We start from the raw sequence: 23,659 nt of genomic DNA, 5'->3' as shown, positions 1-23,659 counted from the left end.
TTGTTTTTTTATTTTTTATAAAGCCCTGCCCATAGAAAGGGTAATCCGAATGTAGGAGCGGGCTGAATGATTTCGTTCATTTTACGCAACTCGAGTTCTTGAAAACCTGCAAAAACGTCTCTCATTTTTTCAATTGTGTAGCCAAGTCCGCCTTTCATCGTACGTTCTTTATAAACTTCAACATCTGATACATCCATTCCCATTCCTTCAGCATCAAAGCACGTTATAGCGAAATGGCCATTTTCTTTTAAACAATTGTTTAATAGATTAAGATAACTGACTCTGCGATGAGGAGGAACGTGATGAAAACAGCCACAATCATAGATAAAATCGTAGTGTTGATGAAGAAAGTCCATTTTAAAGATATTTCCATGAATGAAGTTAACTTTTACTCCCTTTTCAGCCGCTTTTTCTTGTGCCCATTGAAGACCTTCAGATGAAAGATCCACAGCATCCACTTCATATCCAAGTTCTGCAAGATAGATTGCATTTCGTCCAGGACCGCATCCTAATTCAAGCACCCGCCCAGGTTTGATACGTCCGCTCTCTACATAGTTCACTAGATTCTCATCAGGTGCATCAACAAAAAAGGGAATCTTCTTATTTCGATTTAAATAAAAAGAATTCCAAAATGCCCCTTCATCACGTAATAAAGAGTCAAGCATGTCGTAAATGTGTTCCGTTTTTGTAATCGTATTTGTCAAAAATTCGTCCGCCCTTCATATTAAAAAATCGGCTTTTGACTGACACGGAAGGATAGTTTTATTATACCAAAATTTAGGATGACATTCTCGGAATTAAGTGAACGTGGATTTGCGTTTTAACGTGCAAATTTGAGCATCATTGCTTTAAAGCAAATGGCAGGGAGCGAGTTAAAGGGATTTATCACATCCAGAATGTAAATCAGTTATCACAGCCCTTTAAAGAGCTGGACGGAGCGTTTTAATGGTGCAGCGACTAAATATCTAGACCATTATTTGAGCTAGTTCCAATTCTTAGACACCATCAAACATATAAAAGATAACTTTACGATAGCCCAAATGGTTTTAGACAGTTGTTTTTTCTCAGTCCCCACACCTTATGATAAACTAAAGTTATCAAAATTTTCAAAATAACTGTACGTTCATTGTTCCGTTAGCGAGATTTGGAAAATAGATTCGCGAATTAACCGGGTTTCAAACCTGATGTGGTGATGAGATGTGAAGCTATTATGAGTGCGGTGACATAACTAGGAGGTTTCCACTATGACAGCTTTCTTTAAACCTATGGCGTTCCAACTGAAAACCGAACGACTTGATCTGAGTATGTGGGAGGAATCCGATTCAGCGTGGATAAGAAAACTAGTTGGTGAACGTGGTGTGGACATGCCGACTCTTGAATCCGCCCGCAGCTCGATTATCGAGATGCGCAAGAAAGCAGTCGAAAATGGCATTTCTCTTCTCACTATTCGCCGCCGAGACGAAGGCGATTTCATCGGATACTGTGGCTTGATTATCGGTCGTACCACACTTGAAGAGCCGGAGATCGCATATGAGCTGTTCCGCAGCGCTCACCGAAAAGGCTATGCGACTGAGGCAGCATCCGTGGTCCTGGACGCTGCGATTGCTACCGGGCGCCACAGGCTTTGGTCGACTGTAGGCGCTTGGAATGTTGCTTCCTTCCGAGTTCTAGAAAAGATAGGATTTAAGCGGCACCACAGCACGTGGGACGACGAGCGCGGCGAGATAGTTTGGAACGTACGCGATCTTTAGAGATTTCGAACTGATCCGAAACTATGGAAAAGGAGAAAAGGTCATTACTTTAGGGGAGAATCCAGGTACAGGTAAAAATACTGGTTTATAACCGAAATAGTGACAAACTATAATCAATACAAAGCATTTATTCCTGCTGAAGCAGTGACAAAAAAGGTGACTGGACAAAAAATCTTATTGCACTAACTGAGTGAAAATATGAACCATTCTAACAAAAAAGACGACACAGAAGCGGGTAAATCCACTTTTGAGTCATCTCGGCTTTATTCTTCTATTTGTTTTTTTCTTAGCAACAATGATTGGTAATTCAAGCTTCCTCCAGCACCTTCAACAACGTGAAAATCCATGATTTCAAATAAAGGAGATACGACTTCTTGAATTCCTTCATCAGTATAAAAAGAGAAGAAGCGCTTAGGGATATAGGAATCGTCTTGCCAGACACCTTCTGAGTCATTCCCTCCATAAACCCCCATATAGAACAATCCATCATCTTTTAAAACGGTATGTATAGAATGTAAAACGGCAGGAAGGCTGATCTTTGGAACATGGAGCAGCGTATTCATCGCCCAAACGGCGTGAAAGGATTGCTCATCAAAATTCATAGAATAATAATCCATTACTTCTGCCTTTAACCCTTTAAAACGGCATGTTTCAACCATGTTTGGAGAAAGGTCGATACACGTAACATCTAAATTATGTTCTTGCAAATATTTTCCGTGCTGGCCAGAACCAGCACCTATATCAAGTACAGTATCCATGTTTTTTTGCTGAAGTGCGTGGATAAATAGATCGAGCTCTGTAAGCTTCCAATCTTCTATTTCCATCTTATTTCGGAAATCCGCTTGTTCATTATAGCTAGCTTTCAGACTTTCTTTTAACAAAAGATCCATCAAGGTCGCTCCTTTATTGCTTTTTAATAGGAAAAGCAAAACAATAGATTCATTATAGCGGAATATAAGAGGCTGGTAAATTCAATTTGAGAGAAAATTCTGTTATGGAAAACCCTTACATAGCGTTGAGAGCAGATGTAAATTGGATTGTAGTAAAAAAGTTGTGTTCTTAAATGCCAGTTGTAAGTGTAAAGAACAACTTGTAAAATGTTAGTAAATTAAATGTTTTGAAAAAATGTTTGAATATGCAGTTTAAACGAGGACTAATCCATTGTCTTGGCGAAGAGAAGTATAGCAGATCTTAATAAAAGGGAGTGGGCAGGTTTGGAACAATTATTTAATCTATTAGCAAATTATAAAGATGAGATGGTGGAAATTCGCAGGCACCTTCACCAAAATCCTGAACTCTCATTTGAAGAAGTACAAACGCCGGCATATATCGCAGGATACCATGAAAAGTTAGGGCTGGACGTAAGAAGGTCTGTAGGCGGAAGAGGGGTAGTTTCTACGCTTAGAGGCGGCAAACCTGGTAAAACAGTTGCTTTGCGAGCTGATTTTGATGCACTGCCGATACAAGAGGAAACAGATTTATCGTTCAAATCGAACGTACCGGGCGTTATGCATGCTTGCGGTCATGATGGTCACACCGCGACACTTCTTGTTTTAGCAAAAGTGTTAACTGAAATGAAAGACGAACTCGAAGGAAATGTTGTATTCATCCACCAGCATGCAGAAGAATTGGCGCCAGGCGGGGCAGTTCCTATGATTGAAGACGGTTGTCTAGATGGTGTCGATGTAATTTACGGTACACACCTATGGGCGCCGATGCCAACTGGAACAGTCGGTTACCGAACAGGTCCAGTAATGGCTGCAGCAGACTCATTTACGATAAAAGTGCAGGGAAAAGGCGGTCATGGTGCACAGCCTCATAAAACAAAAGACAGTATAGTAATTGGAGCACAGCTTGTTTCCAATCTGCAGCAAATCGTGAGCAGGCGGGTTAATCCGCTGGATGCTGCGGTAATATCTGTTGGCGCTTTTGAAGCGAAGAATGCTTTCAACGTGATCGCGGACACAGCTACACTTACAGGGACTGCCCGAACGTTTAAAGAAGATGTAAGGGTGACGATTGAGCAAGAAATCGACCGTATTGCAAAAGGAACATGCCTTGCTGCTGACGCTTCTTATGAATATATTTATAAGCGCGGTTATCCTGCAGTAGTCAATCATAAGGAAGATACTGAATTTTTCGTTGAAGTGGCAAGAAAGGTTCCAGGAGTTGTTAAATTAGAAGAAATTGAGGCGCAAATGGGCGGCGAAGATTTCGCGTACTATCTAGAAAAAGTCCCTGGAACCTTCTTCTTTACCGGTGCTGAAGATGTTACTTGGGAAGAAACCTATCCGCATCATCATCCTAAATTTAAAATTAATGAAGATGCATTATTGATAGCAGCGAATTTACTAGGAGCTGCAACGCTTACTTACTTGAAACAAAACTCAGAAGAAAAATTGGAAGTGACGAAATAACGTGGAAGCCCCGGATCTCCGGGGCTTTTTCAATATTAGTCTGAAACTACAAAACGTGAATAATCTATTGCTATACCGCCACCATTACCGTCAGTGTTGTCAGTTTCGTCAGTGACGCCGTTGCCGCCAGTATCAGTACTGTTAGTGCAAGGAGGACCGTTATGTTCAGACGATTTCTTTTTTTTCTTTTTTTTCTTTTTAGATGAAAGACCCTGAGAAATTGAATCGTTTTGTAGGATAGAGCGAAGACCGCTTACTAAACCATCTCCGGATCCTGCGTTGCCAGCAGATGCAGTTGAACCTTTACCGTTAGGAGATTCACCTACACTCATGCCTTTACCCTTTCCTCCGTTGCCGCCTTTACCATGACAACTGCTAGAAGAAGAACTTTCGCATCTTTTTTTCTTAATCATTAATATCACCCCCATATTACTATATGAGAGTGTAAAGGGAGTGCTTGTACAAATCACCATTTTTATTCTTTTTCTTCTATATTTTAATATTACTTAATAGATAGGCTTTCACAGTCTCAAGAATCATTTTAAAGCAGATGAACCCTATTACTCACATAAGTTATTTCAATTTTACAAATAGTAATTTGCCGATTATATTGAATGAAAGGACAGATAACAAGGGGCGTACATATGAAGAAAATCCATTATGGGTGGGTTATGGTTGCAATTACGTTTTGTATTTTAATAGTAGGCGCAGGCATTCGGTCTATGCCCAGCGTTTTGATGGTTCCATTAGAAAACGATTTTGGCTGGAACCGCTCAGTTGTCTCTTTATCTCTCGCCATCAATTTTTTTTACGGATTAGATTGGGTGGCTACCGTACCTCCTACAATAAAATTAACTTCAGATATATTCGGAAAAGAAAGAGCAGGCATATTGTTTGGATGGATTATGGCAGCCCATCAAATAGGCGCAGCCATTGCAGCATTTAGTGGAGGTTTGCTGCATGACATGCTGGGAAGTTATTACTTTAGTTTTATTTCAGCAGGAGCGTTTTGTGTAATGGCAAGTTTGATTGTTATGAAAATTGGCCGAACCTCGAAACCACATTTGAATGAAAGTTCCCTGCAGGTATAGTAAAACATTGGTAGAGTTAATGATTGACAATTTGGGCAAGATTCCTGAGAGGATAGTACGTATTAATCAAACGAGTTTAAGTACTCTTTAAAAGAAACGTCTAGAATTTTTCTAGGCGTTTTATAATTGGAAAATATTACTTGTCATGTGAACATGATTCCTTTTATAATAATAGTGTAATATTACACTATTCTAATCAGGTGGGTTGATGATGAAAAAGAGATGGATTGTTGCTGCAGTCTTGATCTATTGTTCAGCATTATTTTCGAGTCTGCATGTGTTCTCTAACCAACAGCAAACAGATACAGTAAGAGATGCTGGAAACCTTTTACCGACTAGGATGAAAATTGTTCCAGCGACCCGTTCAACGAAAGAACTGCAGCAATGGATGAAGGAAGCAATTCGAAATGATGAAACAATTGCCATTGCTGGTATGCAGCACAGCCAAGGCGGGCAAACACTCTACCCTAACGGTACTTTGATTGATATGAAAAGTTACAACCAGATTTTAGACTTTCAGCCGAAAGCGAAGAAAATTACGGTTCAAAGCGGTGCGACTTGGGCTGATATACAAAAGAAAATCAATCCATATGGTTTATCGTTAAAAGTGATGCAATCGCAAAATATTTTTACAATAGGCGGTTCTCTTAGTGTAAATGTTCATGGCAGGGATATTCGATATGGCTCATTAATGGATACAGTCGAGTCTTTTCGTTTATTAAAAGCAGATGGTGAGATCATTAATGTGAGCCGGAAAGAAAACAATGAGTGGTTTCCTTACGTGATTGGAGGTTATGGGCTTTTTGGCGTTATTCTTGATGTGACACTGCAGCTTGCTGACGATGAGCTATACCAGCACCGTACAGTGGAGTTGGATTATTCACAATATACGGCCTACTTTAAAGAGAATGTGAAGAACGACCGGTTTGTACGAATGCATCTTGCAAGATTATCAGTTGCTCCTGATTCATTTTTGAAAGAAATGTATGTAACAGACTATTTGCTCGCAAATGACCAAAAGAAATTAATAGAATATGAGGATTTAAAAGAAGAAAAGATTGTGACACTTCCGAAATTTATGCTGGGATTATCACGTTACAGTGATACGGGGAAGAATCTTTTATGGAATACACAAAAGAAGTATTTCATCAATAACGATGGAAAGTATGAATCTCGAAATAATGTAATGAGATCCGATAGTGAATTTATGGAATATGAGAATGCGAACCGTACCGAAGTGCTGCAGGAATATTTTGTACCAGTTGACCAATTTACGGCATATGTGGATGACCTTCGGATTTTGTTAAGAAAGGAAGATTTGAACCTTTTAAATATTACGATTCGCTATGTCGAGCATGATGAGAATGCGGTGCTGTCTTATGCAAAAGACGATATGTTTGCTCTAGTGCTGCTGATCAACCAGGGACGATCAAAACAAGAGACAAAGAAGACGGAAAGTATAGTACGAAAAATGATCGATATCACATTAAAGCATAACGGCAGTTATTATTTGCCATATTATTCGTATCCTTCAAAGTCGCAGCTGCGTGATGCTTACCCTCGAATTGACGAGTTTTTTGAGAAGAAACGTGAACTGGATTCGGGTGAACGGTTTAAAAATCTGTTTTATGAGAGGTATGGAAAATGAATTATCGTACATTCGTAACATCACAAAGTCTGTTGATGACAGCAAGCTCCATGGTATTTCCGTTTTATTTGCTGCTGATCCGGAACATTGGAGACAGCTATTCGCAATTTGGTTTGGCATACGGGTTATTCGCTTTAACTGGTGCAGTCGTTCACCCAGTCATTGGGAGGCTTTCTGATAAAATAGGTGACCGGACACTTTTGCTGCTTTACACATGGGGAATGGCAGTAATGATGCTCGTCGTCCCGATTATCGAGACGATAACCGCACTCTATGTTTTGCAAATCGTGATGGGCATTTTGGGAGCGGTTCAAAAAACAACTGAAAAAACAGCGTTATCGAGACAAACGACAGGCAAACAGATTGGACAAAAAATAGGAAACTATCATTTATGGACGAGTGTATGGGGAGCGGGAGCAGTAATTGCAACTGGATATTTGATTGATTTTCTTACGATTGGAAGTTTGTTTTACCTGGCTTCTTTTTTGTATGTAATCTCATCTGTCATTTTAATGAGGTCGTCTTCAATGAATTTGATCCATGAAACAACTAAGCCCGTGCAGACTTGAACTGCCGGGCTTTATCTATGTCATTCCATCGATTCTGTAATCTTAATCATGTCTTCCTTCGTCCATGGATTGTTGGTTTTCTCCGTAACAATGAACGAAATGAGATACGGTGTTTTTTCTTTTTGATCAGACCATAAAAGTTCCTTTGTAATTACGCGGTTTATCCGTATATCGGCATACGTGCCATCTTCTAGTTTGACAGTCATAGGCATATTAGAATCCATTTCTTCCACTCTATTAAAATAGGTGGTTACATTTCTTTCAAATATTGGATTTCAGTAATTTGATTATTGATCTTCTTCCTTTTTCATACGCTGCCAAATGTTTTGAATGAATCTTTTTACAATGTCTTTTCCGGCAAAAATTGCACCCAGCCAAAATGTTATTTCTCCGGCTATTACTAAGATTGTGACAAGAACAGTCTTCGTCGTACCGCTAAACGATAAAAAAGGGACGACGAGAATAAATCCCCATAAAATAAATGATGTAATGATTAATATAATACCTAGTGATTTTTTCATGGATGCATACTCCCTTTTTCTCTAGTAAATGATCACTAACATACGAGATGACGGCTGAAAAAGTTCCCAATAGCTGTTTCAACTATTAATTTTACAACAATTGGACACATTTACCAATTTTAATGTATTGAAAATCTTTCCAAATTTGGATAATGTAAAATCAAAAGTTGTGAAATTGGGGGACGATTGAATGGAACTTGTGTATCAAAATAGAGAAAAAGATATAGAAGTTTACGAAGATGAATTTGGAAAAATAACCTTAAAAGAAAACCCGAATGAAGCAGCAGTCATGGTTGCCGTAGAGGACGAAAGTTTAATTTTAATCAGTCAATATCGCCCTGCTGTAGATGAAGTGATTATCCAGCTTCCAGGCGGGGGAATGAAATTGGATGAGAATCCTGAAGACGCCGCTAAACGCGAGCTTTTAGAAGAAACAGGGATCGTTTGCGGCGAAACCGTATTTTTAGGGAGTATCCAGCCTAGTGCTTGTCTGGCAAATACGATTACACACGTATATTTTACTCGAGAAATTCTTGAGTACCAGCAGCAGAAGCTAGAGAAAAAGGAAGCTTCCATTCAATCTTTTCATATACCGATTGAACGAGCGTTTTATAATATCGAACAAGGAACCTGGAAAGACAGTGAATTAGCACATGGATTACTGCTTGCACGGTTAAAAGGATTGATCTAGATAAACAATATACATATTTTAGACAGACAGAGGCGGCTCAAAAAATAGAAAGTGCTTTGAAAATATGCCAAAATAACAGAAAGGAGGGATTCTTATGGTAAACAGTATTCATGATCGCGCGATTTTACATAACGGTGTCCACATGCCGTGGCTGGGTCTAGGTGTATACAAGGCCGAAGAAGGCGAAGAGGTTGTTCAAGCGATAAAATGGGCGCTCGATGCAGGTTTCAGAAGCATTGATACAGCAAGTTTTTATGATAACGAGACAGGCGTTGGGAAAGCTATCCGTGAATCCAGCGTACCAAGAGAAGATCTTTTTATCACCACAAAAGTTTGGAACACTGATCAAGGTTATGATCAGACACTTGCCGCATTGGACGCGAGCTTAGAAAGGCTGGGTCTTGAGTATGTCGACCTTTACCTGATTCACTGGCCTGTACCTGGAAAGTACAAAGAAACGTGGAGAGCCGTGGAAAAAATCTATCAAGATGGAAAAGCAAAGGCGATTGGTGTAAGTAATTTTAAACAGCACCATTTGGAAGATCTAATAGCTGATGCCCAGATCAAGCCGATGGTGAATCAAGTTGAATACCACCCGCGTCTTACTCAGGAAGATTTATTATCCTATTGTAAAGACCAAGGCATTCAGCTTGAAGCATGGCGTCCACTTTTAAAAGGTGAAATTTTCGATGAACCTGTTTTAGTAGAAATGGCAGAAAAACATAACAAAAGTGTGGCACAGATTATTTTGCGCTGGGACATTCAAAATGGTGTTGTAACAATCCCAAAATCTGTTACAAAACATCGAATTGAAGAAAATGGTGAAATATTTGATTTTGAATTAAGTGAAGAAGAAATGTCGCGCATCTCTTCTCTGAATCAAAATAAGCGAAATGGCGTAGATCCCGACGATTCCGAATTTTATAAGCAGTTTGAATAACTATATGATGCTGACTATCGACTTAGATGGTCAGTTTTTTTATACCCCTTTTTGTTTCAAAAAAAATAAATCGGGAAGAATGAAACCGTAGATAAAGAAAGGAAGTGCGTGTATGTCAAAAAGAATTCTAATTGTAGTTACAAACCACCAAAATATCGGAACGAATAAAACTGGACTTTGGCTTGAAGAGTATGCCGTTCCATTTAATGAATTTCGTCAAAGCGGCTATGATATAACAGTAAAAAGTATTCAAGGCGGCAAGATTCCGCTGGATCCCAACAGCTTAGAAGGAGTTGATCGGGAAGAATACAAAGAAGCTTTATCGATTCTGGAGGATACAGCAAAGCTTAGCAATGAAGATGCTGTCAGCTACGACGCTATCTTCTTGCCGGGTGGTCACGGGACAGTCTTTGATTTTCCAAAGAGTGAGGAATTAAAAGAAGTGGTAAGCCAGATGGCACAAACGAACAAAGTTATCGGCAGTGTTTGCCACGGACCAGCAGGACTGACAACGGCGACCCTGAAAGATGGTACGCCAATCGTAAAAGGAAAGACTGTTACTGCTTTCACGGATGAAGAGGAAGAAGAGATGCAGTTGACGAAGGAAGTGCCGTTTTTATTAGAAACAAAGCTTCGTGAACTAGGAGCTGAATTTCAGCGAGCTGGTAAATGGGAGGATTTCGCGGTTACGGATGGCAACCTCATTACAGGTCAAAATCCTCAATCAAGCAGAAGTGTAGCTATCGGGATGATTGAAGTACTGAATAAACAATAAATAAGAATGATGGAAACGACTGGCTGATGCTGGTCGTTTTTTTTGTGCTGACGTTTGAGACGGATGAGAATTGATGCTAATGGGTGTGGTTGTGTCGACATGTGTCGAAATGTGTAGAAAGACTTAATTAATTTAAATGAGACTCAATTCATGCAAAAAGAGACTCAATTCATGTAAAAAGAGACTCAATTCATCCACAAAGTGACTCAATTCACCTTTATTCAGACTCAAATCAAAACTAGTACCAATGGAAAAGAGCGGACACGGACTTTTCTGGGAAGAGCATGGAAAAGTAAATCGGGAGCTGAACCAATTCATAGGTTAAAAAGGAATATGAAATTGTAAAGAGAATTTTTTAGAAGGAAATACATTTTAGGAGAAAAATAATGAAAGTAAATTTACGAAAAGTGACGCGCGACAATTGGGAAGAAGCCCTGAATCTGCAGGTGAGAGAAGACCAATTGAGTTTTGTCCCTTCTGTAGCTGTTTCGCTTGCGAAAGTATACATTAAGCCAGACGGTGATCAAGTGGAGTACCTTCCTTTTGCCATTTATGACGGAGATAGAATGGTGGGTTTTATTATGCATGCTTATGAGGAACATACGACCTATAGCTATTGGATCAATGGTTTCATCATTGATGCTTCCCAGCAGAGGAAAGGCTTTGGACGCGCAGCATTAATGGAAATGATTGCTTGGATTCAAGAAAAATTTGCGCAATGCAGCGAGATCCGATTAACGGTGCATAAAGAAAATCAATATGCAAAAAAACTTTATGAAACGATTGGATTTAAGAAGACAACACAGATGTTTGGTGACGAAGAGGTTTGGCTGTTGTCTATTGAATGAGGGTGGAAAAAAATGAACAATCAATTAGAATTGCTGCCTGCTTTGCTTTAATGAAATTTATTTAAAATACATTAAATGAAGGTTGTCATGATGATCTAGTGTGGCAAGTAAAACTTCAGACAACTTTGTTTGTCGATTCTGCAGTTGTTGTATGAGCCAATCTTTACTTTTTCCAGTCTCGAAAAGCTCTTTATGATTGATTTTCCCCTCTTTAATAATGATTTGCGGATAATCAAATGGCTTTGGAGGGAAGTTCATATCTTTTGGTGTTACAGTTTGGAATTGAGGATGTAAAAAAGATGTGACGGTACCATTTGATTCAAATAAAGCCAGAGCTACTTGCTGGATGTCAGTCACCCTATGTTTTCGAAGTTCTGAAAGTAAAATGTCTATAGAGATGCGTGCTTTTTTTAAATTGTGATATAAAATTTGTCCGTTTTTAACAACCATTAATGGTGCAGGATCAATTAGTTTTCGTAATGGATTCCAGTGAAGTCCAATCCATGTAAAACCTACATATAAAATTATCATAACAGTCATAGTGATAAAGGATCCCTTTAAGCCAAGATGCTGATCTGATAGAGGATGGGCCATGATATTTCCAAAGATCAATGCAATGATAAAATCCAATAGCCGAAGCTGTGAAATGGTTCGCTGTCCCATTAATTTTACTGCTAATAACAAAAAGAAAAAGGCAAAAATGGCTCTTAATATCCATTCTATTGCTGTTAAAGATTCCTGGCTCTGATAAAAGTCCAACATGTATGGCACCTCTGAAAAATTTTGATTTTGTTAGTATAGTCGAAAATTATCAAATTTTAACCGGCCCGATGCTGTTAGTTTTTAAATGGGTACCGATATTAATAAAACCAAGCTTTCTGAAAGCATGTAGAAGTTCTAAACAAATTATTCTATTCATACAAAAAGGATGAACCAACATGAACACAATCATACCTAATCGTTTACAGCATGGAGACGAAATAAGAGTCGTAGCACCTTCAACAACGCACCGAATCATCTCGGAAGAAAATGCCAAGCAAGCTATTGCAGCTTTTGAAAAGTTAGGCTTGAAAGTAACGTATGGCAAAAATATTATGGCTACAAGTGCTTTAATGACTGCGCCAATTGAGAAGCGTATTGAAGATCTGCATGATGCTTTTCTGGATCCAAATGTAAAAGGGGTTTTTTCAACAATTGGCGGCTTCACTTCTAATCAGCTTTTAAAGTATTTGGATTATGATTTAATTCGTGCTAATCCAAAGATATTTTGCGGGTATTCGGATATTACAGCACTCCAAAATGCGATTTTCACAAAAACAAGGCTAGTTACGTATTCGGGTCCGGCATTTTCTTCGCTCGGAATGAAAAAAGGATTAGAATATACATTGGAATATTTTAAGAAAGTATTGATGGAGGATTGCGAGGTCGAGTTAAAACCATCATCTCAATGGAGCAATGACAGTTGGTATCGAAATCAAGAAGACCGCGAGTTTATTCCGAATTCTGGATATAAGGTGATTCATGAAGGAAGTGCTGCAGGCCGTTTGATCGGAGGTAATCTTTGTACACTTAATCTTCTTCAAGGAACGGAGTATATGCCGGATTTAGAGAATTCTATTTTATTTTTAGAAGATGATTCTGAAGTAAATGCACGTACTTTTGACCGGGATCTGCAGTCACTTATTCATCAGCCGAGATTTATTGGTGTTAAAGGATTAGTTATCGGCCGTTTTGAAAAGGTGTCCCATATTTCAGATGAAGAGCTGCGCTATGTAATACAAACGAAAGAAGAGTTGAGCAACATACCGGTTGTTGTAAACGCAGATTTTGGACATACAACTCCGATCTTTACCTTTCCGATTGGAGGAAGGTGTGAGTTGGAAGCACAAAAAGGCAGAGTTTCTATCAAAATATCAAATCAATAAAGGAAAAAGTCGCCAACTGGCGGCTTTTTTTATTTGGTTATGAAGCGGGATGTGAGAAATACGAGCGCTATATGAGAAATATGAGCGAAATGAGAATTCGCCATCAGAATATCACCCTTGATCCTTATGTAAGACAAAGGACTTTGGAACTATTGCTCAAATACAGCAAGGAATATTTCTGTAAACAAGTTAGGCATAAACTATCATTGACGATGATAATCATTATCAACTATTGTTATACATGTAAATAATAATGAGAATCATTTTCAATACAGAAATTTTATTTTCAATAAGGAGGAGCAAACATGAGCACCTTACAAATAGAAAAGAACAAACAATACCTTAAACAACAGGAGGAAAGAGAGTCGAACGCAAGATCTTATCCGAGGCGTATTCCGATCGCAATTGAGGAAGCAGAAGGGATTTATGTGAAAGATGCTGACGGAAACAAATACATAGACTGCCTTGCTGGAGCAGGCACACTAGCTCTTGGCCACAACCATCCAGTTGTAATTGATGCGATCGAAAAAGTACTGCATGACAAACGGCCATTACATACATTAGATTTAACAACTCCTGTAAAAGAAGAGTTTGTGAGTGAAGTATTTGCGAGTTTACCAGAAAAATTTGCCCGAAAAGCAAAGATTCAGTTTTGCGGACCAACAGGAGGGGACGCGATTGAAGCAGCGATCAAGCTTGTAAAAACGGCAACAGGAAGAAGAAGCATTCTTTCCTTTCAAGGGGGGTATCATGGAGCAACTCACGGAACGATGGCACTTTCAGGGAATTTAGGACCAAAGGAAAAAGTACAAGGGTTAATGCCTGATGTTCATTTTATGCCATATCCGTATGCATATCGTTGTCCGTTTGGAATCGGGGGAGAAGAGTCGCACAAAATCAGTGCACAATACATTGAGAATCTGCTTGATGATCCAGAGAGCGGTATTTTGTCCCCGGCAGCGATGATCTTTGAAGTCGTTCAAGGTGAGGGCGGATCCATCCCAGCACCAATCGAGTGGCTGCAAGAAATGCGTCGTATCACAAAAGAGCGCAACATACCTTTAATTATTGATGAAGTGCAAACAGGAATTGGGCGTACTGGAGAGCTATTCGCTTTTGAACATGCAGGCATCATTCCAGACGTAGTTGTCCTTTCAAAGGCAATCGGCGGTAGCCTTCCGTTATCGGTAGTGATTTATGACAAGGAACTTGATAAATGGTCACCGGGAGCACATATCGGGACGTTCCGCGGTAATCAGATGGCTATGGCTGCAGGAACTGCAACATTGCGTTATATCAAGGAAAATCGATTATCACAGCATGCAGCAAAGCTTGGTGAAAAGCTGATGCTGGAGCTATCAATCTTACAAAATGAGATTCCGGAAATCGGTAATGTTCGAGGATTGGGCTTGATGATAGGAGCAGAGATTGTTAATCCGCGTGTTCCATCAAAATTGAAAGGCACATATGAGGCGAACCCTGAACTTGCAAGCCGTATACAGCGAGAGTGCTTTAACCGGGGACTAATTCTAGAAGTCGGAGGAAGACATGGAAGTGTCATCAGATTCTTGCCTCCATTAATCATTACGGAAGAACAGCTGGATGATGTGATCGCGATATTTACAGATGCGGTAAGAGCCGCACTAAATTAGAGGTGCAGCATGAACACAACTTACTTTGATCGTTTTTTTCTAAATGATAGTGAAGAAAGTCTGCAAAACTTTCAGCACATGGTGTTTGAGACACAGCACCTTTTGAATGAGTTTTATAGCCAGAACACTAATGCTTTTAACGGCAAGCAGCCAAAAGACATTGAAGATGAAATAAATAAATTATCACTTACTTCAATAAATGGAGACGATCCTTATAGTGTTCTCAATGATATAAAAAAAGCAGTTGTGAATAACAGCATTCATGTATCACATCAAACCAGCATCGGGCATTTACATTGTCCACCACTTCTGCCGGCGATTTCCGCCGAGCTGATCATTGCCGCGCTTAATCAGTCAATGGATTCGTGGGATCAAAGTTCAGCAGCGACTTATTTGGAAGAAAGGCTCATTCAATGGGTGATCCATAAGCTCAATCTATCAACACGAGCGGACGGTACATTTACGAGCGGAGGCACACAATCCAACTATATGGGACTGCTGCTGGCACGTGACCGATTTTGTGATCAAAAATGGGACTGGAATGTGAAGGTGTATGGCCTTCCACCAGAATCGCATAAGATGCGTATACTTTGTTCAGAAGATGCTCATTTTACTGTGAAAAAATCAGCATTCCAACTTGGACTTGGTGAAAAAGCGGTTGTGACAATCCAAACCGATGAGAACAAAAAGATGAACACATCCATCTTAAGGAAAGAAATTGACCAATTAAAAGCAGAGGGATTGTATCCGATGTGTGTTGTTGCAACAGCTGGAACGACTGATTTTGGCAGCATCGATCCGATTTCAGATATCGGTGTCATCGCGCATGAGAATGGACTTTGGCTGCATGTCGATGCAGCTTATGGCGGCGCATTAATGTTAAGCGAAAGACACAAGACAAAGCTGACAGGTATTGGAAAAGCAGATTCCATTACAATCGATTTTCACAAGCTGTTTTATCAGCCGATCAGCTGCGGCGCTTTTTTTGTAAAAGACAAATCGAGCTTCCGTTACTTAGCTCACCATGCGGACTATTTGAACCCAGAAAATGATGAAGAAGACGGGCTTGTTCATTTAGTCAGTAAATCAGTGCAAACAACGAGACGATTCGATGCGTTAAAACTTTACATGTCCCTTCGAATGGTCGGAGAAAAGAATTTCGCTAACATGATTGATTACACGATTCATTTAGCACAGCAAACCGTTACTGTTATGAAACAAAAGAGCTCGATCGAAGTTTGCAATGTAAAACCAGAGATCAACGCAGTTGTTTTCCGTTATGTAGATGCATCTGAAGAGAGATTAAACGAATTGAACACGTTTATATATAAGATGCTCATCCATACTGGTACAGCACTAGTCGCAAAAACGAAAGTAAACGATCAAGTGTATTTAAAATTCACATTATTGAATCCACGAACGACAATCGTGGATATTGAAGACATTCTTCATAGTATTTCTCAATTTGCCGCAGAGTACGAAAACAGGGGGATCGCCCAATGACGAAGCATAAATTACGAGCAGAACAAGCAAGCATGCAAAGTTTTATAAATTGTTATTTGAGAGAAACGCAAAATTATAAGGAAGTGAATCAAGAAGCAGAACATATACAGTGGAGCGGGGAAAAACGAGCGAAATGGATAAAGATATCCCTTGAAAATCAAGATGCAGAAATTTTTGCAGCAATTAAGCATTGGTCTTTAACAGGACGCCATTTATTCCATTTTCCACTTTTAATAAAGTCTGGAACGAAATTTGTGACGCTCGATTACATCACTTTAGTATCACTCCTATCTAAAGAATTATTGCTGGAGCATAGCCGAGAAGATGCTGAAGATGAGCTGATGCTTCGCACGATCCTAAGCAAACAAAACATTCAGAGGTATTTAGAAGAGCGAGAGAGTGATGGAGAAAATCTGCAAAACAGTTGTTTCACGTTTATAGAAGCAGAGCAGTCGCTTCTATTCGGGCATTTGCTTCATCCGACACCGAAAAGTAAACAAGGAATGACATTCGAACAGGAAGCCCTTTATTCTCCAGAACTAAAAGGCTCTTTTCAGCTTCACTTTTTTCATGTGGACCGTTCGATCGTCAATCAGGATTCAGCAGGCAGTGATTTAGCTGAAGAGATTACATTGCAGCTGCTGCAAAAAGATGCAAACTTTGTAAGGGATATCGAACAGGACGCAAATTCGGTTTTCATTCCGGTTCATCCCTTACAAGTTCCGGTTCTTTTGAACTCTGCCCACGTACAAAAGAACATAGCAGAAGGGAAGCTCAGCTACATCGGACCATATGGAGAAATGTTCTCGGCGACTTCATCGATGCGGTCGGTTTATAGCCGTGATTTTAAACACATGTTTAAATTCTCCGTACCGGTTAAGATCACAAACTCGCTTCGCGTCAACTTAGAAAAAGAGCTTCATAGAGGAGTAGAGGTTACAAGGCTCATGCAGTCTGAAATCGGACAAGAGCTAAATGAGTTCTTCCCGGCATTTCAGATTATCCAAGACCCGGCTTTCTTGAACATTCAGACTGAAAAAGAAACATCTGGTTTTGAAGTGGTGATCAGAGATAATCCATTTTATGAAAATGATCAAAATGCAAGTTTGATAGCAGGACTTTGTCAGGATCATGGCTATGGAGGACGTTCTCGAATCGCTGCAATCATTCACGGACTTGCTGAAAAAGAAAACAGAGCAACTGAAGAAGTAAGCCAGGAATGGTTTTCAGAATACTTGTCAATTTGTTTAGATCCGATGCTTTGGCTGTTTGAAACATATGGAATAGCACTCGAAGCACATCAGCAAAACTCGATCGTTCAGATGGAAGGTGGGTATCCTAGTAAATTTTATTATCGAGATAATCAAGGCTATTATTACAGCGAATCGAAAGCAGATCTATTAGTGAAACAGCTGCCAGGCCTCAACAGAAAAAGCGTCACGATTTGCAGTGATGAAGTGGCAGTTGAACGATTCCGTTATTACTTTTTCATGAATCATTTATTTGGATTAATCAACAGTTTCGGATCTGCAGGACTCATAGAAGAATCAAAGCTTATGAAAATAGTAAGAAACCGTCTTGTTCATCATGACACATTAACTGGCGGCAAGTCTGAACTGTTAAGAAGTTTGCTGGATTCGAAAGAACTTCCTTGTAAAGCGAATCTGCTTACTCGTTTTCATGATATGGACGAGCTTGTCGGTTCACTCGAAAGCCAATCGGTTTATACAAACATTCCAAATCCGTTACAAAAGGTGTTGACGACAGATGCAGTCAGAAGCTAGTTATTATGATTCGTCGATCGAAAAGACCATATCCTTTGTAAAAGTAGATTTAGAGAGGGATGCAGCAATGCTTCATAAGTGGCAGCAGCAGCCTTATGTGATTCCGTATTGGAAACTTGATATTCCGTTTGCATCATATAAAAAACATCTGGAGAACTTTTTGGAGGACAAGCATCAGACTTTGTATCTGGGCTTGATCAATGGTGTTCCGATGAGCTATTGGGAATCGTATTGGGTAATAGGCGATGTAGTTGAAAAATGCTATGGTCCTGAAACATATGATCAAGGAATCCATCTTTTGGTTGGAGCGGATGCTTATCTTGGTAAAGGGTATGCTTTGCCGCTTTTGCGTGCGATGGTTCATTTTCAGTTTTTATCAAAGGAAACAAAAAAAGTAATCGCTGAACCAGATATTCGAAACCACAAAATGATACATGTTTTTGAAAAATGCGGTTTTGAAAAAGTGAAACCAATCGAGCTGCCGGATAAGACAGGTATGCTCATGTACTGCCACAGAGAGACGTTTGAGAGGAGATGGAACGATGTCTTTACAGAAGCCACAACCTGAAAAAGTGTTTGATATTATCGGAGTTGGCATTGGCCCATTCAATCTTGGACTAGCGGCGATGCTGGATGAAACAGAGGGAAAAGAAGCCCTCTTTTTTGAGAAAAAAACGGAGTTCAACTGGCATAAAGGGATGCTGATCGAAGGAACGACATTACAGGTCCCATTTTTTGCAGATTTAGTGAGTATGGCAAACGTGAAAAGCAAGTATACGTTTCTGAACTATTTACAGGAACATAACAGACTGTACCATTTTTATTTTCTGGAGAACTTTCATATTCCGCGTACAGAATATAATCACTATTGCCGGTGGGCTGTGAGCCAGCTTGAGTCTTGCCGTTTTGGTATGGCAGTGGAGCAGATTTTGCCGGTGGAAAGTGCCTATGGTCAATTGTATGAAGTCATTGTAAAACACGAAGATTCAATTGAAACAAAAACCTATTACACAAAACATCTTGCTGTAGGTATTGGTACGAGCCCTTCTGTTCCAGCTCATCTTGAAAAGAAACTAGGTACAAAAGTTATACATTCGTCGCAATACATGGAGCGAAAAGAGGAATTGCTGGATGTAAAATCCATCACGGTGATCGGGTCAGGACAGAGCGCTGCAGAGGTTTTCTACGATCTCGCGCAAAATCAGGATAACGATTCGTATTCGCTGAACTGGTTTACAAGGTCACAGGGTTTTTTCCCGATGGAATATTCGAAGCTTGGTTTAGAGTATTTTTCGCCGGATTATACGAACTTCTTTTATCAATTACCATCACCCAAAAAGGACGAGCTATTGCAAAAGCAAGACCTTTTATATAAAGGGATCAGTATGGATACGATCGCGGATATTTATAATCTACTATACGAAAAATCAGTAGGTCAGGAAAAACCGGAAATCTTTTTGCAGGCGATGACTGAGCTTGTTCACTTAGAAAAAGAGGAAGATACAAACCTCTTATCTATGAGACAAACCGTCACAGGTGATGTCTTTGAATTGAAATCAGATGTCGTGATTTTAGGAACAGGATATGCCCCCTCATTTCCTCATTTTCTTATGAACATGCAGGAAAAAATCGAGTGGGATAAGAAAAACAGATACCAGATTTCACACGATTACCGCTTACAAACAAAAGGGAGCGATAACAATCACATCTTCATTCAGAATGGAGAGCTGCATACACATGGTGTCGGTGCTCCTGATCTTGGTCTTGGTGCCTATCGGAATGCAGTAATTATAAATAAGCTCTTTGATGAAGAAATCTATCCGGTTAGCCAGAAAAATGTGTTTCAGACGTTTGGAACGGAACCGTCATGGAAACAAATTCCCGTTCGCTAAACACGTTCCTTTTAAGTTGTGTCTTTTTGTTTGTATACACGGAGGTGTTGTTGTCACCTTTCTACCCTCAGTTTTTTAAAAAGGTGTACGGGATAACTGACCCTGAGATAACAGGAATTTATATTATGACATGCCGCTTGGTTGTTGTCGTCTTTACGCCGATATGGGGCTATATAGCGAAAAAAAAGAATAACAGTTCCGCCTTGCTTGTCATTGGGCAAGGGGGAACAGGGATCTCCTGTTTTTTAATGGCGGTATCACAAACGTTTGAAATGTTTATGGAAGCGAGTATTTTATTGCTGATTTTTAAGAGCAGCTACTTTTTGCTCTATACAATCATGATGGACCAGAACAAGAATCGCACAACAGGTGCTGCAGCAAGTTATCACGCAGTTCTTCAAGGCGCTATTGCAACGGCGACAGTATGTTCTGGATGGGTGATCCAGATGGGAAATCCTCTTCAGATCTTCTGGATTATCGGGGGGATGGAATGCATGCTTGGGTTCTTCAGTTATTTTATGCTTAAGAAAACGATAAGCAAGCCGAACCAAGAAGATGCAGGAGTGAATAAGGCAAATAATCGTCTGCTGCCGCAATTTATTAAGTTCGGAATCGTTGTTTTAACACTGCATTTAGCTGTGAATATGATTCGTCCATTTTTCACGACATATACGGAAACGATTTATAAAACGAATACGATGACAAGCAGTATTCTGTTTTTAATCCCTAGTGTAATGGCGATTATCGCTCTGCCGCTCATTCAGAAATACAGCGGAAAATGGGGCTGGAACGGTTATGTTGCGGCAACGGTGATGATGGTTTCAGGATTGTTTTTTCAAGGGATCGAAACAGGAATCGCTGGTCTGATCCTATTTCGCTGTTTGTTTGGAATAGGGGCAGCCTGGTGTTTGGCGCGCATGGATGTTTTCATTTTTCAATCGAGTGTTAACGCACACGGTGATTATAGCAAGGCTGCGGCCATCCAAAACGTTGGCTTGCTCCTGGCACCCGTAGCAGCATCATCGATTGTAAATGTACGATCTTTATCACAAGTCTTCATCTACGCAAGTCTGCTCGTCGTATTGCATTTTGTTGTGTTTTTATGGAGCATGTTCACTGATCAAAGAGACAATGAGGAAATTCACATACATAAGGAGGAAAAGCATGCTTTATCTAAATGAAACAGAATCGATTCTAAAAAAAGATACGTGGGAAACCGTTAACAAAAATTTACTCGCAAAAATGTTTGCGGAATATATGTATGAAGACATGATACATCCTGAAGAAATAGAAGGTGGTTATGTTTTTACGGTTGATGAAGACCGTAAATATCGTTTTCAAGCTGAAAAACGCTGCTTTGACAGCTATGATGTAAATCCAGGATCGATTGAAGTTTTGGAGGATGAAGAATGGAAACCGGCAGTAAGTGCGATTCGTTTTTTGACAGATATTCAGCCGATGATCGGAATGTCTTCTGAAACGGCGGGGCATTTAATAAAAGAGTTGAACCATACGCTAATAGCTGATGCGACTCTATTAAACAATCATACGAAAACTTCGGACGAACTGGTTGATCTAGATTATGCTGAACTCGAAGGCGAGATGTCCGGTCATCCATGGATCACATATAATAAGGGCCGAATCGGTTTTGGCTTTGATGATTATGCAAAATATGCACCTGAGAACCAGCAGGAGACGAAGCTGTTTTGGATCGCTGTTCACCGCGACCGCGCACAGTTTCAGTCAGTAAATGAGCTTCATTATGAAAAGTTGATTCTTAAAGAACTCGACGATATTATTCTTCAGCATTTTAATGAAATTCTCCGGCAAAATGGGAAACAGCCGATCGATTACTATTTTATTCCGGTTCACGAATGGCAATGGAAAAATGTCCTGATTCAAAACTTTCCAGAAGATTTAGCAAATGGTATGATTGTCCCTTTAGAAGAGGGAACCGATCATTACTTGCCTCAGCAGTCAATCAGGACGTTTGTTAACACAACGAATAAGCTAAAATCTCATGTGAAGCTCCCAATGAGCATTTTAAATACACTCGTTTATCGCGGACTTCCTTCAGAACGTACCTTGATTGCGCCGATGGTTACAGAGCATATTAAAGGAATCTATGAGCGTGACAGTTTTTTAAAAGATGAATGTGAAGTCGTACTGCCAGGAGAAGTAGCGAGCATAAATGTCGACCATCCGCATTATAGCAAGTTAAAAGGGGCGCCTTATCAGTATTTAGAAATGCTCGGAACGATTTGGCGCGAAAGCATCTATACGTATTTAAAAGAAGGAGAACAGCCGATTACGTTAGCAGCACTTCATCATGTCGATGGAAACGGGAAGCCATACGTGCAAAGTCTGATTGAAAAGTCTGGACTGAGTGCAGACGAATGGGTGAAACAATTCTTTGGAGTTGTGATGCCGCCTCTTCTGCATTTCCTTTATCAATATGGAACAGTTTTTTCACCGCATGGCCAGAATACGATTTTGATCTTAAAAGATTACAAGCCTGAAAGATTAGCAGTAAAAGATTATGTGGATGACGTAAATATTTCAGATCAGCCTTTCCCGGAGTTAGAGGGTGTAAGTGAAGAGTTGCGTACAGTATTACGCAGTGAACCGCCTGAAGGATTAACTCAGTTTATCTTTACAGGACTCTTTATTTGTCATCTTCGCTACATGTCTAATGTGCTGGTAAGGAACGAACTTATGGAAGAGTTGGCGTTCTGGACACACTTGGCAAAAAGCATTGAAGCGTATCAGAAGCGTTTCTCTCATTTAGAAGAACGGTTTAAGCTGTTTGATTTCTTTAAACCAGAGCTGACAAAATTGTGTCTAAACCGAAACCGTATGGTGGACTACGGCTATGGTGATGGAGATGATCGCCCGCATGCTTCAGAGTTTGGGAAGGTTAGGAATGCTTTGCACGAGCTTCGCATTGATGTTTGATAAGCATCGAATCTCTTCGTCATTTTGTTCTTCCGGTGCTCATGAGTAACTATGCTCCTGCGATTACTCGTCGGAACTCGTAGTCCATGCAAGCTTTGCTTGTCACTCTGATCCCCAGAACTTCACTTCCTCAACCTTCTCGCTTCTTAAACATCAACAATGAGAATAAAGGAAAAGAAATGGAGAAAGTCGCTTCTGCGGCTTTTTTGTTTTGGCAGATAAAGGGTTTTGGGTTAAAAATTGAAACTTCTGTCTTTTTATTTTTGTATGTAATAATATGTAAAAGAAGTGTTTTTAAGGGGGGATACATAGATGAACGAATTTGGTTCAGGGGACATGATGTTTGAGTTAGTACCTATTATTATTGGTGTCATCTTTCTTATTGTAATTGGAGCGATTATTTTCGCCATTTTTAAAGGAATCAGCCAATGGAATTACAATAACAAACAGCCTCAATTGTCTGTTGCCGCTGAAGTAGTAACGAAACGGACCAAGGTAAGCGGGGGGGCAAATGATACTTCTGCAAGCACCAGTTATTATGTTACTTTTGAAGTAGAAAGTGGAGATCGTATGGAATATCATGTGAAATCACAAGATTACGGACAGTTGGTTGAAGGAGACAGAGGAACTTTATCTTTTCAAGGAACACGATTTTTAGGATTTATTCGAAACAAAAAAACGGAATCCATCTAATAGG

Annotated in this window: 24 protein-coding genes and 1 pseudogene; 19 read left to right on the top strand and 6 right to left on the bottom strand. The window is 39.8% G+C overall.

All coding sequences use genetic code 11. From position 1 onward, the window contains the following. Positions 1-8: 8 nt before the first annotated feature. Entirely contained in the window at positions 9-665 is a 657-nt protein-coding gene (locus tag RGB74_RS15370; RefSeq protein ID WP_310762901.1) for a class I SAM-dependent methyltransferase, read from the bottom strand. A 170-nt stretch (positions 666-835) separates the two neighbouring features. Between RGB74_RS15370 and RGB74_RS15365 the strand changes: the two are divergent. Both RGB74_RS15365 and RGB74_RS15360 read left to right on the top strand, forming a co-directional pair. After that, positions 836-1,115, top strand: a pseudogene (locus RGB74_RS15365) (IS1595 family transposase); the annotation flags it as partial. 129 nt (positions 1,116-1,244) lie between these two features. Further along, entirely contained in the window at positions 1,245-1,751 is a 507-nt protein-coding gene (locus RGB74_RS15360; protein ID WP_310760173.1) for a GNAT family N-acetyltransferase, read from the top strand. A gap of 263 nt (positions 1,752-2,014) precedes the next feature. Here RGB74_RS15360 and RGB74_RS15355 read toward each other — a convergent pair whose 3' ends face one another. Beyond that, a complete protein-coding gene (locus RGB74_RS15355) occupies positions 2,015-2,641 on the bottom strand; it encodes a class I SAM-dependent methyltransferase (protein WP_310760172.1) in 627 nt (208 codons plus the stop codon). 324 nt (positions 2,642-2,965) lie between these two features. Between RGB74_RS15355 and RGB74_RS15350 the strand changes: the two genes are divergently transcribed. Beyond that, positions 2,966-4,168 carry a M20 family metallopeptidase gene (locus RGB74_RS15350; protein ID WP_396135980.1) on the top strand — a complete coding sequence of 401 codons (1,203 nt, stop codon included), beginning with the start codon at positions 2,966-2,968 and terminating at the stop codon, positions 4,166-4,168. Between the two features lie 35 nt (positions 4,169-4,203). On the opposite strand, the gene RGB74_RS15345 is transcribed toward RGB74_RS15350, so the two are convergent. Beyond that, positions 4,204-4,581, bottom strand: a complete 378-nt coding sequence (locus RGB74_RS15345) for a hypothetical protein (protein WP_310760171.1) — start codon at positions 4,579-4,581, stop codon at positions 4,204-4,206. Between the two features lie 231 nt (positions 4,582-4,812). Between RGB74_RS15345 and RGB74_RS15340 the strand changes: the two genes are divergently transcribed. The 3 genes from RGB74_RS15340 (at position 4,813) to RGB74_RS15330 (ending at position 7,476) form a co-directional block, all read left to right on the top strand. After that, positions 4,813-5,259, top strand: a complete 447-nt coding sequence (locus RGB74_RS15340; protein ID WP_310760170.1) for an MFS transporter — start codon at positions 4,813-4,815, stop codon at positions 5,257-5,259. Between the two features lie 211 nt (positions 5,260-5,470). Beyond that, complete coding sequence (locus tag RGB74_RS15335; RefSeq protein ID WP_310760169.1) at positions 5,471-6,907, top strand: FAD-binding oxidoreductase; 1,437 nt, start codon at positions 5,471-5,473, stop codon at positions 6,905-6,907. Next, positions 6,904-7,476, top strand: coding sequence for an MFS transporter (locus RGB74_RS15330; protein WP_310760168.1), 573 nt, complete (start codon positions 6,904-6,906; stop codon positions 7,474-7,476). The genes RGB74_RS15335 and RGB74_RS15330 overlap by 4 nt, the downstream gene beginning before the upstream one ends. Before the next feature lie 20 nt (positions 7,477-7,496). Here the strand turns inward: RGB74_RS15330 and RGB74_RS15325 are convergent, their stop codons facing one another. After that, positions 7,497-7,700 carry a hypothetical protein gene (locus RGB74_RS15325; RefSeq protein WP_310760167.1) on the bottom strand — a complete coding sequence of 68 codons (204 nt, stop codon included), beginning with the start codon at positions 7,698-7,700 and terminating at the stop codon, positions 7,497-7,499. Between the two features lie 63 nt (positions 7,701-7,763). Next, positions 7,764-7,997, bottom strand: coding sequence for a transporter suffix domain-containing protein (locus tag RGB74_RS15320; protein WP_310760166.1), 234 nt, complete (start codon positions 7,995-7,997; stop codon positions 7,764-7,766). A gap of 190 nt (positions 7,998-8,187) precedes the next feature. Between RGB74_RS15320 and RGB74_RS15315 the strand changes: the two genes are divergently transcribed. The 4 genes from RGB74_RS15315 (at position 8,188) to RGB74_RS15300 (ending at position 11,251) form a co-directional block, all read left to right on the top strand. Then, positions 8,188-8,688 (top strand): NUDIX hydrolase, encoded by a 501-nt coding sequence (locus tag RGB74_RS15315; RefSeq protein WP_310760165.1) that lies wholly within the window; start codon positions 8,188-8,190, stop codon positions 8,686-8,688. Between the two features lie 94 nt (positions 8,689-8,782). Continuing rightward, the gene (locus RGB74_RS15310; RefSeq protein WP_310760164.1) at positions 8,783-9,628 is read left to right on the top strand and encodes an aldo/keto reductase; all 846 of its coding nucleotides are present in this window, start codon (positions 8,783-8,785) and stop codon (positions 9,626-9,628) included. 112 nt (positions 9,629-9,740) lie between these two features. Next, a complete protein-coding gene (locus tag RGB74_RS15305; RefSeq protein WP_310760163.1) occupies positions 9,741-10,403 on the top strand; it encodes a type 1 glutamine amidotransferase domain-containing protein in 663 nt (220 codons plus the stop codon). Positions 10,404-10,789: 386 nt separating this feature from the next. Continuing rightward, the gene (locus RGB74_RS15300; RefSeq protein WP_310760162.1) at positions 10,790-11,251 is read left to right on the top strand and encodes a GNAT family N-acetyltransferase; all 462 of its coding nucleotides are present in this window, start codon (positions 10,790-10,792) and stop codon (positions 11,249-11,251) included. Between the two features lie 57 nt (positions 11,252-11,308). On the opposite strand, the gene RGB74_RS15295 is transcribed toward RGB74_RS15300, so the two are convergent. Continuing rightward, positions 11,309-12,013: a DUF421 domain-containing protein gene (locus RGB74_RS15295; protein ID WP_310760161.1), complete on the bottom strand. Its 705-nt coding sequence runs from the start codon at positions 12,011-12,013 to the stop codon at positions 11,309-11,311. Between the two features lie 185 nt (positions 12,014-12,198). On the opposite strand from RGB74_RS15295, the gene RGB74_RS15290 reads away from it, so the two are divergent. From RGB74_RS15290 to RGB74_RS15250, 9 genes are all read left to right on the top strand, one after another. Beyond that, positions 12,199-13,176, top strand: a complete 978-nt coding sequence (locus RGB74_RS15290) for a S66 family peptidase (RefSeq protein WP_310762899.1) — start codon at positions 12,199-12,201, stop codon at positions 13,174-13,176. Positions 13,177-13,481: 305 nt separating this feature from the next. After that, the gene (locus tag RGB74_RS15285; protein WP_310760160.1) at positions 13,482-14,828 is read left to right on the top strand and encodes an aspartate aminotransferase family protein; all 1,347 of its coding nucleotides are present in this window, start codon (positions 13,482-13,484) and stop codon (positions 14,826-14,828) included. Positions 14,829-14,837: 9 nt separating this feature from the next. Next, positions 14,838-16,331 carry a pyridoxal phosphate-dependent decarboxylase family protein gene (locus tag RGB74_RS15280; RefSeq protein ID WP_310760159.1) on the top strand — a complete coding sequence of 498 codons (1,494 nt, stop codon included), beginning with the start codon at positions 14,838-14,840 and terminating at the stop codon, positions 16,329-16,331. After that, positions 16,328-18,115 carry an IucA/IucC family protein gene (locus RGB74_RS15275; RefSeq protein ID WP_310760158.1) on the top strand — a complete coding sequence of 596 codons (1,788 nt, stop codon included), beginning with the start codon at positions 16,328-16,330 and terminating at the stop codon, positions 18,113-18,115. Before RGB74_RS15280 ends, RGB74_RS15275 begins: the two co-directional genes overlap by 4 nt. Beyond that, complete coding sequence (locus RGB74_RS15270; RefSeq protein ID WP_396135979.1) at positions 18,099-18,683, top strand: GNAT family N-acetyltransferase; 585 nt, start codon at positions 18,099-18,101, stop codon at positions 18,681-18,683. The genes RGB74_RS15275 and RGB74_RS15270 overlap by 17 nt, the downstream gene beginning before the upstream one ends. Beyond that, positions 18,658-20,007: a lysine N(6)-hydroxylase/L-ornithine N(5)-oxygenase family protein gene (locus RGB74_RS15265; protein WP_310760157.1), complete on the top strand. Its 1,350-nt coding sequence runs from the start codon at positions 18,658-18,660 to the stop codon at positions 20,005-20,007. Before RGB74_RS15270 ends, RGB74_RS15265 begins: the two co-directional genes overlap by 26 nt. Then, entirely contained in the window at positions 19,983-21,188 is a 1,206-nt protein-coding gene (locus tag RGB74_RS15260) for an MFS transporter (protein ID WP_310760156.1), read from the top strand. Before RGB74_RS15265 ends, RGB74_RS15260 begins: the two co-directional genes overlap by 25 nt. Further along, positions 21,172-22,962, top strand: a complete 1,791-nt coding sequence (locus RGB74_RS15255) for an IucA/IucC family protein (RefSeq protein WP_310760155.1) — start codon at positions 21,172-21,174, stop codon at positions 22,960-22,962. The genes RGB74_RS15260 and RGB74_RS15255 overlap by 17 nt, the downstream gene beginning before the upstream one ends. Positions 22,963-23,274: 312 nt before the next feature. Further along, entirely contained in the window at positions 23,275-23,655 is a 381-nt protein-coding gene (locus RGB74_RS15250) for a DUF2500 domain-containing protein (RefSeq protein ID WP_310760154.1), read from the top strand. Positions 23,656-23,659 lie beyond the last annotated feature (4 nt).

It is taken from the genome of Bacillus sp. NEB1478 (assembly GCF_031582965.1).
Classification (GTDB): Bacteria; Bacillota; Bacilli; order Bacillales; family Fictibacillaceae; genus Fictibacillus.
The sequence above is the reverse complement of the archived record's forward strand: the minus strand, read 5'-3'. Positions and strand labels throughout refer to the sequence as shown.

Bases quoted from the DNA above. Each gene is read 5' to 3' on its own strand.
- RGB74_RS15370 (WP_310762901.1), bottom strand. From the start codon at position 665: ATGCTTGACTCTTTATTACGTGATGAAGGGGCATTTTGGAATTCTTTT.
- RGB74_RS15360 (WP_310760173.1), top strand. From the start codon at position 1,245: ATGACAGCTTTCTTTAAACCTATGGCGTTCCAACTGAAAACCGAACGA.
- RGB74_RS15355 (WP_310760172.1), bottom strand. From the start codon at position 2,641: ATGGATCTTTTGTTAAAAGAAAGTCTGAAAGCTAGCTATAATGAACAA.
- RGB74_RS15345 (WP_310760171.1), bottom strand. From the start codon at position 4,581: ATGATTAAGAAAAAAAGATGCGAAAGTTCTTCTTCTAGCAGTTGTCAT.
- RGB74_RS15340 (WP_310760170.1), top strand. From the start codon at position 4,813: ATGAAGAAAATCCATTATGGGTGGGTTATGGTTGCAATTACGTTTTGT.
- RGB74_RS15335 (WP_310760169.1), top strand. From the start codon at position 5,471: ATGAAAAAGAGATGGATTGTTGCTGCAGTCTTGATCTATTGTTCAGCA.
- RGB74_RS15330 (WP_310760168.1), top strand. From the start codon at position 6,904: ATGAATTATCGTACATTCGTAACATCACAAAGTCTGTTGATGACAGCA.
- RGB74_RS15325 (WP_310760167.1), bottom strand. From the start codon at position 7,700: ATGGATTCTAATATGCCTATGACTGTCAAACTAGAAGATGGCACGTAT.
- RGB74_RS15320 (WP_310760166.1), bottom strand. From the start codon at position 7,997: ATGAAAAAATCACTAGGTATTATATTAATCATTACATCATTTATTTTA.
- RGB74_RS15315 (WP_310760165.1), top strand. From the start codon at position 8,188: ATGGAACTTGTGTATCAAAATAGAGAAAAAGATATAGAAGTTTACGAA.
- RGB74_RS15310 (WP_310760164.1), top strand. From the start codon at position 8,783: ATGGTAAACAGTATTCATGATCGCGCGATTTTACATAACGGTGTCCAC.
- RGB74_RS15305 (WP_310760163.1), top strand. From the start codon at position 9,741: ATGTCAAAAAGAATTCTAATTGTAGTTACAAACCACCAAAATATCGGA.
- RGB74_RS15300 (WP_310760162.1), top strand. From the start codon at position 10,790: ATGAAAGTAAATTTACGAAAAGTGACGCGCGACAATTGGGAAGAAGCC.
- RGB74_RS15295 (WP_310760161.1), bottom strand. From the start codon at position 12,013: ATGTTGGACTTTTATCAGAGCCAGGAATCTTTAACAGCAATAGAATGG.
- RGB74_RS15285 (WP_310760160.1), top strand. From the start codon at position 13,482: ATGAGCACCTTACAAATAGAAAAGAACAAACAATACCTTAAACAACAG.
- RGB74_RS15280 (WP_310760159.1), top strand. From the start codon at position 14,838: ATGAACACAACTTACTTTGATCGTTTTTTTCTAAATGATAGTGAAGAA.
- RGB74_RS15275 (WP_310760158.1), top strand. From the start codon at position 16,328: ATGACGAAGCATAAATTACGAGCAGAACAAGCAAGCATGCAAAGTTTT.
- RGB74_RS15270 (WP_396135979.1), top strand. From the start codon at position 18,099: ATGCAGTCAGAAGCTAGTTATTATGATTCGTCGATCGAAAAGACCATA.
- RGB74_RS15265 (WP_310760157.1), top strand. From the start codon at position 18,658: ATGTCTTTACAGAAGCCACAACCTGAAAAAGTGTTTGATATTATCGGA.
- RGB74_RS15260 (WP_310760156.1), top strand. From the start codon at position 19,983: ATGGAAACAAATTCCCGTTCGCTAAACACGTTCCTTTTAAGTTGTGTC.
- RGB74_RS15255 (WP_310760155.1), top strand. From the start codon at position 21,172: ATGCTTTATCTAAATGAAACAGAATCGATTCTAAAAAAAGATACGTGG.
- RGB74_RS15250 (WP_310760154.1), top strand. From the start codon at position 23,275: ATGAACGAATTTGGTTCAGGGGACATGATGTTTGAGTTAGTACCTATT.